The following is a 14622-nucleotide window of genomic DNA, read 5'->3' as shown; positions in this document are numbered from 1 at the left end:
CTTAGACAGCGCAAGTATCTATCAAATTCCACTTTCATTTTTAAAACAAGACATACTAACTCCAATCGCTGAAAATTTAGGCTTTAGCGAGCTTTTCGACGGCGTAAATATCCGCCCCGGACGACCGAGCAAAGCTTTTATAAAAGATAAAAAAATCGTATTTATCCTGCCTGGAAATCCGATGGCGGCGTTTTTGATGTGCTTTCTACTAGTCGTTCCTTTTTTAAAGGGCGCGCGACTAGAAAAATTTGACGCTGCCCTAAATCAAGACGTAAAAATAAAATCTGGACGCCAAAATATCGTGCTGGGTAGCTTTTTGGTGGGCAAATTTAGCGTGACGGATAATAATAAATTCGGCTCTGGCATGATAACTCCGCTCATCAAAAGTAACGCCGTTTTGGTAACAAGCGAAAGCCTCGGCGAGCTAAAAGCGGGCGAAATCGTAAAAATTTTGAAATTTTCTTGACAAATGAAAACGTTTTTGCTAAAATTGCGACTTCTTAAACGGTGCGGGAATAGCTCAGGGGTAGAGCACAACCTTGCCAAGGTTGGGGTCGCGAGTTCGAATCTCGTTTCCCGCTCCATCGGTTTTAAATTTAGGGAATTTTTGCCCGGGTGGCGGAATGGTAGACGCAAGGGACTTAAAATCCCTCGGTATTTTTTACCGTACCGGTTCAAGTCCGGTTTCGGGCACCATTGACTTTTAGGCGACATAGCCAAGTGGTAAGGCATGAGCCTGCAAAGCTTTGATCCCCGGTTCGAATCCGGGTGTCGCCTCCAAAAATTATAAGGAGAGAAAATGCGTTATTTACTAGTGCTATTATCTGCTACTTTGTTTATGGTTGGCTGTTCAAATACTTGGCGCGGAGCCAAAGAAGACACTAATAATGCCGTTGAATGGTCAAAGGAAAAAGTCAACAAAGGCGCTTCCTACGTTAAGGAAAAAACCGAATAAATTTGGCTATAATTAGCCAAAATATTTTTACGGGAGATGGCTGAGCGGTCGAAAGCGGCGGTCTTGAAAACCGTTGAGGTGTGAAAGCCTCCTGGGGTTCGAATCCCTATCTCCCGGCCATTATCTAATTACTGTCTTGGCTCTTACTATATTAGTATTCCTAGTTTTTGGCTATATTTTTGTAATTTTGAATAACTTCTTGATTTTATTGCGTGTATTATTTGCAGTTAAAGTAATAAATCTAGTAAGTGTCTTTAAATAAAACGCAGTTATTAACCGTTAGCCTAAGGCAAAGCCACCAAATATAAATATCGGCATAGTTTGGGGATTCGCTGACCAGTCCGTGACATATTTTATTTCTGTAGTTTAGCCCCATCGGCTCCGTTAGTAAAAATTTTAACTCTTCCGTCAAATCTCTCCCGAGCAATTCATATATTTTTGGTTCTTGTAAAAGCGGGTTTATGCTTTTTTCCGATTCTACGCCGTATTCATCGATAGTAGTCGTAGGGATTTTTTCTTGTCGCAATAAAATTCTCGCCAAATGCTCTATTTGAGGTATCAGCAAATGACTTGAAACCAAAAAGTCTCTATCAAAACCGTAATATAAACCTTGCGCCCAGATATCTGCCCTGCCAGCCGGAACTACGCTAGAGTTTCTGCAAATATCATAAATGAAGCGCATAGGCACTCTATGTTCCTCTAAAATTTGCCAAAATGCGGGCAGTATACTGCCGTCTACCGCCAACTTGACGTGTATATGGTATTGCTGGTACATTTCATGTTTTAATCGATCATCTTTTGTCATTATTTGTTGTAGTTTTCTTCCATCGGCATCTACGTAAATTTGAGTAATAAAATTTGAAAACAGAGACTTCTTTAAAAGATTCTCGGATGACTTTTTGATATCTTCATATAGTGGATTTGCTGTGATATTAGCTAGGCATAATATCGCTTCAGATAGTTGCTTGCCTTTTACTGCTAGCTTTGCATTATTTTGATAGCGTAAAATATTAATCTTATCGGTAGCAATTAAGCTCATTTCACTTCCAATATCTTGATTATTTTGCTCTATCAGCTCGCGTATCTCGTCTATTTTTCGATCGATTCCTAGCCCATTTCTATCTTTTTTGGGAACGCTTCTAAGCTCTTTTAGCGCTTGCTCTAGATCTATTTTTGACGATATAGCGCCATTTCCTTTTGCTTTTTCTATTAAGATATTAGCTATTTTGAGTGCGATTTCGGCTATTTTGGGGCTATTCTTGAGCTTCTTATACCATTTTTGCGACTCTTGATAATATCTGGTTGCTGCCACAAAATCTTTTTCTTTCGCAAATGTATCGGCGAGTTTTTCTAATTTTTCAGCTACGCTTGGTTGCAGTTTTCTGCTTAGCTCCACGATATCCAATAAATACGACATCCTTAAGCAGTAGTATTGATCGATCGGTTCCGCTTTATTAAAGCATTCTAAAATTTTATTTAGTATTTCGGCGTATTGATTTTTTGTGATTTTGGATAGTCGCGATAGTCTGATAGCCCTCTCAAACGCATCTATCTTAAATTGATTTAGCGACTTTGGCTCTAGAGATATTTTCGAGTACTCATTTACGGCGATCTCTAAAAATTTAGTATTTTTGGGATTTTTTAAAATCCATAAAATATCGGCGATCCTTGATTTTAGTCTGCAATCAGTCACTTCATCTAAAATACTCTCGAAAAATTCCAAATCCTGCTCAGTAAAATCATCCAATATCGCCAATCTGCAATCGCCCGCGATACACCCGGCCTCGTACGGCTCATTTAGACTTCCGGGTTTTAAGGCCATAGAGCAAGTATTTCTTAATAAATAAAATACCTTGCTTGCTTTTAAATTTCCGTTTCTAAAATTTTCCTCGCACAAGTCCGCAAATTTAAAACTGTAATCGTCAAAATATTTTGCGTCTTTGAGTATTTCGTCCAAGTTTATACCCAAAAAATCATCTTTAGTTATCGTTGTTTGCTGTATTTTTTCGATCAAATTTTATCCTTTTTAGACTAAATTTCTCACTCCGTCATCGCAAATTTGACCAATCTCGGCCGCGCGATACGCTCGTAGTCTTTCGTGTTTAAAATGATAGAATGATCTAGCAAACCCGCATTAAAGGCAAGCTCGGCGTAGCGCGTAAATAGGCTCGGATCGGCGATAAGCTCTAGCTCCTCATGAAAGCTAAACGGCGGAACGCTGCCAAAGACGCAGTCGGTGAGCCGCATGACCTCATCGGGGCTGGCCAGGCTTGCTCTAGTGCTGCCCAGTGCCTGTGCGATGAGCTGCAAATCAGCCTTGTAATCCGCCGGCAGCACAGCCAAAACATATCGTTTGGCGCCGCTGCCTTTTACGACGCAAACTAGTGCCTTCGCCCCCTGTCCTAGCTCCGTACCGCGCGCCACTGCGACCTCGGCCGACGTTTTGGCGCTCGCGTGAGACACTGCGCGAAAGTCTGCATTTTGCGCGCTTAGCAGCTCTTTTAGCTTCTCAAAAATTTGCTCGGACATCGTTGTTCCTTTATTTAAAATTTAGTTTAAATTATACAGCAAATTTTAAAACCGCCCTGCTCTTTTTTGGAAATTTAACAAGATAAACGCGTCCAAATTTGACCACATCTTGAGTCGCTTAAATTTAAATATTTTTGGCTATCATTTCGTAAATTTGCCTTAAAATGATCGTAAAGAAAAAGAGCAAATTTACAAAGGAAAAATCATGCAGATCGATAAAATCCAAATCGAAGCAGGCTGGAAAGAGGCGCTAAAAGATGAATTTTTGAGCGAGAATTTCGCCCGCGTGAAGGAAAATTTCTTGCGCGCAAAGGCCGCCGGCGAGGTCTATCCGCCAAACGCGCTGATATTTAACGCCTTTAATCTCACGCCGTTTAACGCCGTCAAAGTCGTGATTCTGGGGCAAGACCCATACCACGGCGCGGGGCAGGCAATGGGGCTAAGCTTTTCCGTGCCGCACGGCGTCAAAATCCCGCCGAGCCTCGCCAACATCTACAAAGAAATCCGCGACGATTTGGGCGTAACGGAGCCAAACTCTGGCGATCTGAGCTACTGGGCGAAGCAGGGCGTGCTACTGCTAAATGCGACGCTAAGCGTTAGCGCTGGACAGGCTAACTCGCACTCGAATTTCGGCTGGCAGGAGTTTACGGACGCTGCGATCAGGAAGCTTAGCGAACGCGCCCAGAACGTCGTTTTCATGCTCTGGGGCAACCCAGCTAAGGCCAAAATCCCTCTCATAGACGCTAACAAACACCTTATACTAACGGCGGCTCATCCAAGTCCGTTAGCGCGCGGCGCGTTTTTTGGTTGCAGGCACTTTTCAAAGGCGAATTTATATCTCGCCGAGCACGGTAAAGCGCCGATAGATTGGGATCTAAACAATGCGGTTTAGGATGGTTTGATGTCGGCTGCGACAAAACGAGCTTTTGTGATTAGGCTAAAGCGAGTTTGCAAAATTTGGTAAGCATGCGGTTTTAATTGCGCTAGGCTACGTCAAATTTGCATTCAAAAGCTTGCCAGATTAGGTTTGGCGGGTTTCAAATTTGATTGTAGAGCTTTTGGCTTTACTCGGTAAAAGCGGCTCAAATTTTCTATAAAACAGGCCTACTTTTGCGCCTTTTCTGCTCTCATTTCATCTAGCATGGATTTTATCTTTGCCGATTCGCGCTCGCAAAATTTCTCATCGCCGCTTTGTATGATTAGCGCCGCTTGGCCCTCCTGAGCTTTTTGCAGCTCGCTAAATTTGAGCTCAAACAGCCTAAACGCCTGCGGATCGTCTTTTAGCTGCTTGGATTTTATTTTATAAAGCTCGTTTAGGTAAATTTTGCTTTGATTCACGTACTCCTCGCACGCGTTTTGAGCGCCTAAAGCCAGCGCGCCTAGAGCGCAAAATATTAATATTTTTCTCATCGCCGTCCTTTAAATTTGCGAAATTATACACTTTTTTAGGGTTTAAATTTTATAATTTTCAAAAATTTAAAGGCGGAAAATGAGACGAAAAGATAGAGAACTAACTGCGCGAGAGGGGCTTGCGATCATCGATGCGTGCGAATACGGCACGATCTCTTGCATTGATGAGGCGGGCGAGATCTTTAGCGTGCCGATCTCGGTCGTGCGCGAGGGTGAGAGCGTATTTTTGCACGGCGCTCCCGCAGGCTCTAAGGCAAAGCTGCTAAAAGACGGCAAGAGCGTGACGCTGGTTTGCGTGAGCTATGCACAAGTGCCGATTCTAACCGATGAGCAGTTAGACGCGATCAAGGACGACGGCAAGGCGCTTGGCGCGAAAGTTTTTACGACCGAATACAAATCCGCCGTCGCCGTAACCAAAGCTTACGTCGTGACGGATGAGACGGCGAGACTGCGCGCGCTACGGCTGCTTAGCGAAAAATACACGCCAAAGTATATGCAAACCTTTGACGTCGCGGCGTCGCACGGGCTAAAGGCGATGAATATCTACGAGTTAAAGATCGCGAGCATAACGGCAAAGGCGAAGATTATTCGGGATTAAATTTAAGTTTTAGACGTTCTCGCAACGTCAAATTTGATTAATCTACTAAAATTTGGATAGCAACAAAGAATTTGAAAAAACAAAAAATCCCTCCAAAAGGAGGGATAAAAATTATTTAGGTAGCGTAGCTATAACTTGTTTCATTTGTTCAAGAGCTGGTTTGCAAGCGGCCTCTTGAGAGTCTTTCGGTAGCTGAGCAAACTGAGCTTTTTGGCTCTCATAGGTAGGTTTCATAGCTGCCATTTGAGGGTTGTCCTTTGCCTTCTCTACGAACTCGTCTACTAGTTTAAAATACTCCTCGCAAGTAGGCGAAAGCTCTGCTGCTGCGGCAGATACGCCCATAACGCCCAAAGCGGCAACTACTAACAATGACTTTTTCATATGTTCTCCTTGGATAAAATAGGGGGTAATTATACCACTTTATTCCTTTTTTTAACACTTAAATTTAAAAAATTAGTTAAAAATAAAACTTAATTTAAATGAAAAATAGATAAAATTATACCTATTATCAATTTCTTAATACAAAGGGGATGTCATGGGTAAATTTAGCATTATCGCGGCTGCAGTTTTACTGAGTGCAGCCTCGGCTCTCGCGCAGACGGGAGGATCGGACGGCAAATTTAAGCGAGCCGATAGCAATGCAACCGGATCTGTAAAGCTAGATATGGTTTCCGTCACGGCAAACAGGAGCGAAACCGACGTCGCTAAATACGCCGGCCAAGTCAGCATCCTAAATCAAAACGACCTAGTTAAATCGCCGTCCGTCATCGACGCTATCGGCTCGGTGCCGGGTGTGATGCTCGGCAACGACCACGGCAGACAAGTCGGTCAGTACTACAACATCCGCGGTTTTGGCTACCAAAGTGAAGCACGCGTCATCATCGAACAAGACGGTATCAAGCGCTCGCCTTCGCTTTTTTCTAATCAAATTTCAACCTTTCGCGTGGATAATGACTTGCTAAAACGCGTCGAGGTCGTAAAGGGCGCTAGCTCCGTGCTGCACGGCAGCGGCGCGGTCGGCGGTATCGTTAGTATGAGAACAAAAGACGTGAGCGACTTTATAAACCCCGGCAGCGACTACGGCGTCACGATCGGCCATCGTCAGGAGAGCAACCGCATGAACTCAAATCGAGCCGCCGTCGCAGCTAAACCTACGGAAAATTTTGGCCTTTTACTATACGGCAAGCACGCAGACTTTGGCAAGATAAAGATGGCTAGAGACGGCAAGCGCTCGGGCGTGAAATACGCAGAAAATGACGAGCAGGTAAACACTGTCTTTGCCAAAACCGAGTGGGCGATAACCGACGAGCATGCCCTGGAGGCTAGCGTATTTAACTACCACGAAAAATTCTCCTCTTTGCCTTGGCAGTCGCTTTTCTGGAGCGAGGATGCGGAGCTGCCCACCTCTGGACGGCTAAAACAGCGAGACTATAGCGTGATATATAAGTACACTCCGCTTAATAATAGATGGATAAATTTCTCCACTCAGTATTACAACGCCAAAGCTCTAAATCATAGGATCAGAACTGGCTTTAGCAGAGGCAATCCAGTCTATATCGACTACAAAAACAAAGACGACAGATGGGGCGTTAGGCTCAAAAACGAAAGCCTCTTTGAAACCGGCATGCTAGAGCATAGGCTAGTTACCGGTATCGACTACGAGCATAGAAAAGAGGACGCGATATTTTGGTACAACGGCGCGCTTAGCGACTTTGGCTCATTTCCGAATTTTTACAAAGATCTCGGCATCTACGCGCAGAATGTATTTAGCGTAGGCAGGTTTGAGTTTACTCTGGGCGGTAGATTCGATAAATTTAAACGCGGAGTCAAGAGTGGCGATCATAATTCATACTCGGAGTCTAGGTTTTCTCCAAAACTGGGCCTTGCGTACGAGGTTTTTGACGGCATAAATTTACTCGCGGGTTATGCGGAGACCTTTAGAGGACCTACTCCAAACGAGACGTCATCGGCCGGTCCGTTAAATCCGCACTACTGGTACATACCAAACCCCGACCTAAAACCTGAAATCGCAAAAGAGTACGAAGTAGGCTTTTCTATCGACAAGCAGGGGCTTTTGGGCGATGACGAGCTGTATTTTAAGGCTACCTACTACGACGGCAACATAAAAGATATGATAAATTTAAAAGCAAGACCGGATAAAGGTAATCCGCCGTTTGACGCCGAAGCGCCGGGCAGACGCTACGGCATGTACGAAAACGTCGATAATGCAAAGCGCCGAGGCGTCGAGATCGAGTCCAAATACGCGATAAATAACCTTACATTCTCGCTCGGATACGACCATACGAAAATTTACGACAAAGCGACCAAAAAGATACTCACCGTCTATGCTGATAAGCTAACTTTGGGCGCGATGTATAGATACGAGCCGTGGGGGCTTAGTTTGGGCGGCGACATGACGCATTGGTTTAGGCCTAACAACGACGAGAAATACTACGTCGTGCGCGGTCAAAAATACGAATACGTAGATGAAACCTTTACTATCGTAAATTTTAAAGGTAGATGGGAGCCGAAAAATTTCGACAGCCATCTGCTAAACAAAGGGCTAAAAATCAGCTTTGGCGTAAACAATATCTTTAACAAAGAGTACATTTTCGCAAACGGATTTAAAGATACGACCAGAGTGGGCAAAGGCAGGAACTTCTACGTAGATTTTGAAAAGACGTTTTAGCTTAACGCGGCAAGCGGACTAAATTTGGCTTAAATTTGGTTCGCTTTTGCTGTTAAATTTGCCGTTTTTGAGGGTCCGCTTTGGTTTAAATTTTGCTTTTTTACCCGCTCAAATTTGACCCGTCCGCTCCTGTAAATCCGCTTCTTAATTTAAATTTGACTATAATGTCTTAAAATTTAAAAGGAGCAAATTTGCAAAATTTCGCCTTGAAATTTCGTCCGACGAGTTTAGACGAGATCTGCGGACAGCGCGAGCTGGTGGGAGTTTTTAAAAAATTTATCGAAAATAAAAAAATCCCGCACAGCATATTTTACGGGCCTGCAGGCTGCGGCAAGACTAGCTTTGCTCGCGTCGTTGCACGCTCGATGGAGTATGATTTTTACGAATTTGACGGCGGAAATCTCAAGATCGAGGAGTTTCGCAAAATCCTAAAAAACCACGAAAACGCGCTTTCTAAGCCGCTATTTTTCATCGACGAGATCCACCGCCTCAGCAAAACGCAGCAAGAAGCCCTGTTAATCCCGATGGAAAACTACCGCGCCGCCATCATCGGAGCCAGCACGGAAAATCCATATTTCACGCTAAGCTCGGGCATCCGCAGCCGTTCGATGTTATTTGAGTTTAAGCCGCTTGCGAGCGAAGATTTTGAAAAGCTGCTTGAGCGCGTGAGAGGCGAAGTCAAATTTGACATCTCGGACGAAGCTAAAACTTATCTCATAAAAAGTAGCGGTGGAGACGCGCGCGGACTGCTAAATTTGCTCGAGTTTGCCGTGAGTCTGGATGAGGAAATAACGTTAGAGAATTTAAAAACGCTAAGAGCTAACGCCGTTAGCGAAGGAGTTAGCGAGGATGACGTGCACTACGGACTGGCGAGCGCCTTTATAAAAAGCCTGCGCGGTAGCGACGAAAACGCCGTCGTATACTATCTGGCACGGCTTATCGACGCGGGCGAGAGCGCTGATTTTATCGCGCGAAGGATGGTGATATTTGCTAGCGAGGATATCGGTAACGCAAACCCTAACGCGCTAAATTTAGCCGCTAACGCGCTTGCCGCCGTTAGCAAGATCGGCTTTCCCGAAGCGCGGATAATCCTGGCTCAATGCGCGATGTATCTGGCTCACTCGCCAAAGTCAAACTCTAGCTACAAGGCCATAAACGCCGCGTTAGCCTACGTCAAAAACGAGCCGCCGCTAGCCATCCCGCCATATCTCATCAACACTGCGCCCGAGGCCAAGGACTATCTGTATCCGCATAGCTTCGGCGGCTGGGTAGAGCAAAAATACCTCGAAAAGCCGCTTAAATTTTACGAAAGCAACGGCATCGGCTTTGAAAAGACGCTGGACGAGTGGCTGGTTAAAATAAAATCTAAGGGTTAAATTTGGAAGACTTGCGTTAAATTTGCGCCGACTCAAATTTGCCATACCGGCTTATTAAATTTTAGAGGAAGTATTGCGGTCAAATTTGCTACGTTTTTAGTTTTTGGGTTTTTACGGACTTGTTAAATTTCTCGGCAAAATCTCGTAAAAACCGCCGTTAAATTTGCAAAGCAGCGAGAAGGTCCAACTAAAACAAAACCCGCCGTCCAAATCAAGAATATCCTTTAAAACCGCCCACCCTGTCAAATTCAACTCAAATTTTACCTATATTTTTAAAATAGGCTAAAAAATTTTTATTATTTATTTTAGTTTTATATTTTTTTAAATATACTTGAAAAATTTTAAAAAATAAAGGCAAATCCATGCTCACCGACCTCGTAAGCTCTATAAATTCATTCCTTTGGGGGCCGTATTTCCTCATCGCGCTACTTTGCGGTACGGGGCTTTACTTTACGATTAGGCTTCGTTTCGTGCAGATTTTTAAGTTTAAAATGGGGCTTAATAGGCTTTTCGGTAACTTCTCTTTGCACGGCGAAGCGGCAGGAAAATCGGGCATGAGTTCGTTTCAGGCGGTCGCTACGGCCGTCGCGGCACAAGTAGGCACGGGCAACCTCGTGGGCGCCACAACCGCGCTCATCATGGGCGGGCCGGGAGCGATATTTTGGATGTGGTGCGCTGCGTTTTTGGGCATGGCGACGAATTTTGCAGAGATCTGCCTCGCGCAAATTTACCGCACCAAAGACGACAGCGGCCATATGATCGGCGGGCCGGCGTTTTATATCAGTCGCGGGCTAAAGAGCCGCTACGCCAAGGTTTTGGCGGCGTTTTTTGCGCTAGCGATCATATTAGCACTCGGATTTATGGGAAATATGGTGCAGGCCAACTCGATCTCGGACGGATTTAAGGGCGCGTTTGGCATACCGCAGTGGGCGAGCGGACTATTTTTGGCTGCGATTTGCGCTATGATATTTATCGGCGGGGTCAAAGCCATCGCCAGAGTCGCCGAAAAGATTGTACCTATCATGGCGATCCTCTACGTCGTGGTCGGGCTTGTTATCATCTGCTTTAATCTCGATAAAATTCCCGGCGTCATAGCGCTTATATTCGAGGCCGCGTTTAATCCGTCCGCAGCTTGGGGCGGCGCCACCGGAGCCACGATCGCTACGGCGATGAGATACGGTATCGCGCGCGGACTGTTTTCAAACGAAGCGGGCATGGGCTCGACTCCTCACGCGCACGCCGCGGCCAACGTCAAACACCCGGTAGATCAGGCGGTACTAGGCATCATGAGCGTATTTGTCGATACATTTATCGTGCTAAACATCACCGTTTTCGTCGTGCTTAGCGCCGACGTGATACATTTTGAAAACGGCAAAGCCGTGCTAACTGGCATCTCGCTCGTGCAAGAGGCGTTTTCGACGCATGTTTTGGGGCACGCTGGCGGCTACGGATTCGTGGCGATTTGCTTGTTTTTCTTTGCTTTTACGACGATTTTGGGCTGGTACTACTTCGCCGAGATCAACGTGCGTTACCTTTTTGGAGCCAAATTCGTGCGAATTTTACAGATATTAGTCGTTGGATTTGTGTTCGCTGGTAGCTTGCTAAAGATAAATTTCGTCTGGGAGCTGGCCGATATGTTTAACGGCCTCATGGTGCTTCCAAACCTGATTGCCATCATCGCGCTTAGCCCGGTCGTGGTTAAACTTCTAAAAGATCACGACGAAGGCAAAGAATACGATCCAAACGAGTATATAAGGAAGGCTTGAGCGGCGTAGTAAATTTTACGGCAACAGACATGTGCCGTAAAATTCGTTTTTTATCGCCGTTTTACGCTACGTCAAATTTATGACTCAAATTTGCGCTACCGATAACTTTTGCAGCATCAAATTTGGGCTAAACTTAAACCCTTTCCGCCGCTTCTAAAACCACGCTTTTTAGCAAATTTACCCCGTTAGCGATATCGCTCCAGCTGGAAAATTCTGCCGGATTGTGGCTGATACCGTCTTTAGATGGGATGAAAATCATCGCAGTCGGACAAAGTGCGCTCATGTGCATCGCGTCGTGCCCAGCGCCGCTTGGCATGATTTCAAAGCTAAGCCCGAGCTCTTCGGCTTTTTTGGCGGTTAGCTTGATGAGGCGGCCATCTAGCGCGCACGGCTCGTCGAAGGCTAGCTGCTTGATCTCGCATTTGACGCCGCGTTGAGCCTCGATGCGCGAGATTTCGGCCAGGATCTGCTCGTATGCCGCCTCGCGCGTGGCTAGGTCAATGCCGCGCAGGTCGATTAGCAGCGTAGTTTCGCCAGGTACAACGTTCATGACGCCCGGTTTTACCGTGCAGTTGCCTGCGGTCGCTACTACGCCGTTTACCGCATTTTCGCGCGCAACATGCTCGACAGCCAGCACTATCTGCGCCGCCGCGCAAAGCGCGTCGTGACGGTACTTCATCGCGGTCGTGCCGGAGTGCTGAGCCTGGCCCTGCACGTGCACGCTAAATCTGTGCGGCGCGGCGATGGCGCTTACTACGCCGATTTGGATATTTTCGTTATCCAGTAGCGGTCCCTGCTCGATGTGCAGCTCGAAAAAACTCTCGTAATTCGGCGTCAAATTTTTAGCCTTTTCGATGCTAGCTAGATCGATGCCAAACTCCGCAAAAATCTCGCTGATAGCTCGCCCCTGAAAGTCGCGCACCTCTTTAAGTTTTTCAAAACCAAGCTTGCCGCACATTACCTTGCTGCCAAGCGTCGCGATGTTAAATCTGCTTGATTCCTCGCACTCAAAGACGATCAGCTCGAGCGACCTTCGCGTCTGCACGCCCTCGTCGTTTAGTGCTCTAATCAGCTCTAGCCCGCCCAGGACGCCGAGAATCCCGTCAAATTCGCCGCCGTTTATCACGGTGTCTAGATGCGATCCAAATGCTACTGCTGGTAGTTCGGGCTCTGCACCCTCGCGCCTAGCAAAGATATTTCCGATGGCGTCTATGCGCACTTTTAGTCCCGCTTCCTTACAGCGTGCGACAAATAGCTCTCTGGCGGCCTTATCCTCGCGCGTGTAGGCTAGGCGGCTCATCCCGGCGCCAAAGCCTGCGTCATTTATGGCGTTTATTTCGCTAAAAAGTGCCTTAAGTCTGTCTAAATTTATACTCATCGCCCGTCCTTCATATTTAAATTTATCAAATTTTAGCCAAGAAGCATTAAATTGATACTTTAATATTTTTATTTAGGCTCAAGATAAGTTAAAAACTTTCAAAGGAGTTTTTCTCAAAGAGAGTGCAAGTACAAGAACTATGATTTTGTCAATGAAAAATAAGTATATCTATCGTTCCCGAATTTCAGAGAAGAAATTTAGAGAAATTTTAAAGTATTTTGCGCAAGATATAGAGGCTACTAAAATAGCAAATTTAACCGGAAATTCCGGTATTATGTAGCAAATGCACAAATCAATAAAAATGCTATTTTTTATAAAAACATTCAAAAGATGGTCATATTTTTTAATAATAAAGATAATGATAAAAGTCTTATATGTTTATTAAATCTTATCTCCATAAGGTAACGCCTTTATGTAATTTTCCATAAATTTCCAATCGGGTTTACCATTTTCAGCAATAGGCAATTTAATGTCTAGCGACTCCATATTGCCAGGCTTTGCCTTTCTTCCATAAGAAAAACGATACATATTATATGTTAGTAATGTAGCTAAAAACATACCGATATATCTATTCATACTAAATCCGATAGGCGTATAAATCCGCACAGTATCTAAAGCCCAAAACGAATCCTCTTGATATGTAGAAAACATACCACTTGCCTCTCCTGCCGAAATTATACAATTACCGTCACAGTTTTTGTCATTGTAAAAACCATCTACGCCATTATTCATTGTAGTTGTTGTAATAACTGGATATTTATATTCATCATTTTGCTCGTCAAAATAATCCTCGTTACGCACTATTCTACCACCACGCTTAATTTTAAATAATTCACCCACTTTAAAATCTTTCCATTTCGTAATATTTAAATTTTGTGTCTGACTATTTTTAGGTAACAATTTTGGAAAATTACCATTTTTAACAAGATAACTAGCATAATCATTAATAGTCTTTTGAAAATCCTCTTCGCGAATCTTGCTATAATCTGTTTTCATATAGGCTTCACATAGCCACTCATCATCTGTTTTTACATACTTCTTAGCAGATAACCCAGCTTCCGCATCGCCATTTTTAAATAGTGATAGCCATTTAGGCAAAACGTGAGTTTCCCAGATTGATTGACCTTTTGTATCTAAAACCTCTATACGACCTAGATTTTTCTTTTTTGTAAATCCATCGTTTTTATAATAGCCGAAAAATGTTTTTTCTTTGGTTCTCCATCGGTATCAAAATGCGAAATTCCCATAGTAAATAACATACAACAAGCATTAGCGCTCGCTCCGGGATAGAACATTTCAGGCGGTAGCGTAAAAACGGCTTCTAGCGTATTATATTTTAAGATATTTTCTTTTGCCCTTAGTATTATTCCGCTATTAGCAATAGCACATTGGAGTGGGAGTAATACGGCTAATTTAGCATTTGTAATATTTGCTTTGTGCAAACAATCCGACATATATTCCACAAAACAAAGACCTTTCGTAGGGTCTTCTTTGACGGGTTTGCCGTTCTTTTTATTCCACGCTCCAGTTGAATATGTTTTTAAAATTTCAATCTTTTTCTCACCTTTTTTAGTGGCTAGAGTTTCTAATCTGCCTATAATTTTCGTAGGAAACAGTATTTGTTGTGCGTTATACGGCGGGTTCATTAAAATTACGCTTGGTTTTACTTCTTGTATCCAAGATTCTTTATAAAAACAATTTGCTTTGATAATATTAGTATTACCATCGCCGTGAATCAACATATTTGTAGTAGAAAGCCCAAACGGTTTTTCACTCTCTTCAATGCCGTAAATTTGTTCTTTGTGTATTTTTTCTACAATTTCATCTTTGTTTGGTAAACTAGAACAAGAATTTCTAGCAGTTACTAACGCTCTAACTAAAAATGCACCGCTTCCACAGCAAGGGTCTAAAACTCTTGAAT

Annotated in this window: 13 protein-coding genes, 4 tRNA genes and 2 pseudogenes; 12 read left to right on the top strand and 7 right to left on the bottom strand. The window is 44.1% G+C overall.

What is annotated here, in order from left to right:
• The 6 genes and pseudogenes from Q0200_RS04940 to Q0200_RS04915 form a co-directional block, all read left to right on the top strand.
• Positions 1 to 466: pseudogene (locus Q0200_RS04940) on the top strand (hypothetical protein); the annotation flags it as partial.
• 43 nt (positions 467 to 509) lie between these two features.
• A tRNA-Gly gene (locus Q0200_RS04935) sits at positions 510 to 584 on the top strand.
• Between the two features lie 25 nt (positions 585 to 609).
• Positions 610 to 696: transfer RNA gene (locus Q0200_RS04930), tRNA-Leu, on the top strand.
• A 10-nt stretch (positions 697 to 706) separates the two neighbouring features.
• Positions 707 to 780, top strand: a tRNA-Cys gene (locus Q0200_RS04925).
• Between the two features lie 19 nt (positions 781 to 799).
• Positions 800 to 955, top strand: coding sequence for a hypothetical protein (locus Q0200_RS04920; RefSeq protein ID WP_163028011.1), 156 nt, complete (start codon positions 800 to 802; stop codon positions 953 to 955).
• Positions 956 to 985: 30 nt separating this feature from the next.
• Positions 986 to 1075: transfer RNA gene (locus tag Q0200_RS04915), tRNA-Ser, on the top strand.
• 121 nt (positions 1076 to 1196) lie between these two features.
• On the opposite strand, the gene Q0200_RS04910 is transcribed toward Q0200_RS04915, so the two are convergent.
• Both Q0200_RS04910 and Q0200_RS04905 read right to left on the bottom strand, forming a co-directional pair.
• Positions 1197 to 2351 carry a DUF4209 domain-containing protein gene (locus tag Q0200_RS04910; protein WP_297938476.1) on the bottom strand — a complete coding sequence of 385 codons (1155 nt, stop codon included), beginning with the start codon at positions 2349 to 2351 and terminating at the stop codon, positions 1197 to 1199.
• A gap of 644 nt (positions 2352 to 2995) precedes the next feature.
• Positions 2996 to 3484 carry a YbaK/prolyl-tRNA synthetase associated domain-containing protein gene (locus tag Q0200_RS04905; RefSeq protein ID WP_297938473.1) on the bottom strand — a complete coding sequence of 163 codons (489 nt, stop codon included), beginning with the start codon at positions 3482 to 3484 and terminating at the stop codon, positions 2996 to 2998.
• Between the two features lie 205 nt (positions 3485 to 3689).
• Between Q0200_RS04905 and ung the strand changes: the two genes are divergently transcribed.
• Positions 3690 to 4376: a uracil-DNA glycosylase gene (gene ung / locus Q0200_RS04900; RefSeq protein ID WP_297938470.1), complete on the top strand. Its 687-nt coding sequence runs from the start codon at positions 3690 to 3692 to the stop codon at positions 4374 to 4376.
• Positions 4377 to 4588: 212 nt separating this feature from the next.
• Here the strand turns inward: ung and Q0200_RS04895 are convergent, their stop codons facing one another.
• Positions 4589 to 4894 carry a hypothetical protein gene (locus tag Q0200_RS04895; RefSeq protein ID WP_297938467.1) on the bottom strand — a complete coding sequence of 102 codons (306 nt, stop codon included), beginning with the start codon at positions 4892 to 4894 and terminating at the stop codon, positions 4589 to 4591.
• Positions 4895 to 4973: 79 nt separating this feature from the next.
• On the opposite strand from Q0200_RS04895, the gene Q0200_RS04890 reads away from it, so the two are divergent.
• Positions 4974 to 5492, top strand: coding sequence for a pyridoxamine 5'-phosphate oxidase family protein (locus Q0200_RS04890; RefSeq protein WP_297938465.1), 519 nt, complete (start codon positions 4974 to 4976; stop codon positions 5490 to 5492).
• A 111-nt stretch (positions 5493 to 5603) separates the two neighbouring features.
• Here Q0200_RS04890 and Q0200_RS04885 read toward each other — a convergent pair whose 3' ends face one another.
• A complete protein-coding gene (locus tag Q0200_RS04885; protein ID WP_009494676.1) occupies positions 5604 to 5873 on the bottom strand; it encodes a DUF5339 domain-containing protein in 270 nt (89 codons plus the stop codon).
• Between the two features lie 154 nt (positions 5874 to 6027).
• Between Q0200_RS04885 and Q0200_RS04880 the strand changes: the two genes are divergently transcribed.
• From Q0200_RS04880 to Q0200_RS04870, 3 genes are all read left to right on the top strand, one after another.
• On the top strand, positions 6028 to 8181 hold the full coding sequence (locus Q0200_RS04880; protein ID WP_297938458.1) for a TonB-dependent receptor: 2154 nt from the start codon (positions 6028 to 6030) through the stop codon (positions 8179 to 8181).
• Between the two features lie 191 nt (positions 8182 to 8372).
• Positions 8373 to 9557 carry a replication-associated recombination protein A gene (locus tag Q0200_RS04875; protein ID WP_297938455.1) on the top strand — a complete coding sequence of 395 codons (1185 nt, stop codon included), beginning with the start codon at positions 8373 to 8375 and terminating at the stop codon, positions 9555 to 9557.
• Between the two features lie 362 nt (positions 9558 to 9919).
• Positions 9920 to 11323, top strand: coding sequence for a sodium:alanine symporter family protein (locus tag Q0200_RS04870; RefSeq protein ID WP_297938452.1), 1404 nt, complete (start codon positions 9920 to 9922; stop codon positions 11321 to 11323).
• Between the two features lie 133 nt (positions 11324 to 11456).
• Here Q0200_RS04870 and Q0200_RS04865 read toward each other — a convergent pair whose 3' ends face one another.
• A complete protein-coding gene (locus tag Q0200_RS04865) occupies positions 11457 to 12701 on the bottom strand; it encodes a Zn-dependent hydrolase (RefSeq protein WP_297938450.1) in 1245 nt (414 codons plus the stop codon).
• A gap of 139 nt (positions 12702 to 12840) precedes the next feature.
• Between Q0200_RS04865 and Q0200_RS04860 the strand changes: the two are divergent.
• Positions 12841 to 12978 (top strand): annotated as a pseudogene (locus Q0200_RS04860) (IS1595 family transposase); the annotation flags it as partial.
• A gap of 104 nt (positions 12979 to 13082) precedes the next feature.
• On the opposite strand, the gene Q0200_RS04855 reads toward Q0200_RS04860, so the two are convergent.
• Both Q0200_RS04855 and Q0200_RS04850 read right to left on the bottom strand, forming a co-directional pair.
• Complete coding sequence (locus Q0200_RS04855; protein WP_297938448.1) at positions 13083 to 13799, bottom strand: restriction endonuclease subunit S; 717 nt, start codon at positions 13797 to 13799, stop codon at positions 13083 to 13085.
• Between the two features lie 53 nt (positions 13800 to 13852).
• Positions 13853 to 14622: N-6 DNA methylase (locus tag Q0200_RS04850; protein ID WP_297938445.1), on the bottom strand; the 770-nt coding region annotated here is incomplete at its 5' end.

It is taken from the genome of uncultured Campylobacter sp. (assembly GCF_938045225.1).
Classification (GTDB): domain Bacteria; phylum Campylobacterota; class Campylobacteria; order Campylobacterales; family Campylobacteraceae; genus Campylobacter_A.
This window is presented reverse-complemented; position numbering and strand designations above follow the sequence as displayed.

Bases quoted from the DNA above. Each gene is read 5' to 3' on its own strand.
- Q0200_RS04920 (WP_163028011.1), top strand. From the start codon at position 800: ATGCGTTATTTACTAGTGCTATTATCTGCTACTTTGTTTATGGTTGGC.
- Q0200_RS04905 (WP_297938473.1), bottom strand. From the start codon at position 3,484: ATGTCCGAGCAAATTTTTGAGAAGCTAAAAGAGCTGCTAAGCGCGCAA.
- ung (WP_297938470.1), top strand. From the start codon at position 3,690: ATGCAGATCGATAAAATCCAAATCGAAGCAGGCTGGAAAGAGGCGCTA.
- Q0200_RS04895 (WP_297938467.1), bottom strand. From the start codon at position 4,894: ATGAGAAAAATATTAATATTTTGCGCTCTAGGCGCGCTGGCTTTAGGC.
- Q0200_RS04890 (WP_297938465.1), top strand. From the start codon at position 4,974: ATGAGACGAAAAGATAGAGAACTAACTGCGCGAGAGGGGCTTGCGATC.
- Q0200_RS04885 (WP_009494676.1), bottom strand. From the start codon at position 5,873: ATGAAAAAGTCATTGTTAGTAGTTGCCGCTTTGGGCGTTATGGGCGTA.
- Q0200_RS04880 (WP_297938458.1), top strand. From the start codon at position 6,028: ATGGGTAAATTTAGCATTATCGCGGCTGCAGTTTTACTGAGTGCAGCC.
- Q0200_RS04870 (WP_297938452.1), top strand. From the start codon at position 9,920: ATGCTCACCGACCTCGTAAGCTCTATAAATTCATTCCTTTGGGGGCCG.
- Q0200_RS04865 (WP_297938450.1), bottom strand. From the start codon at position 12,701: ATGAGTATAAATTTAGACAGACTTAAGGCACTTTTTAGCGAAATAAAC.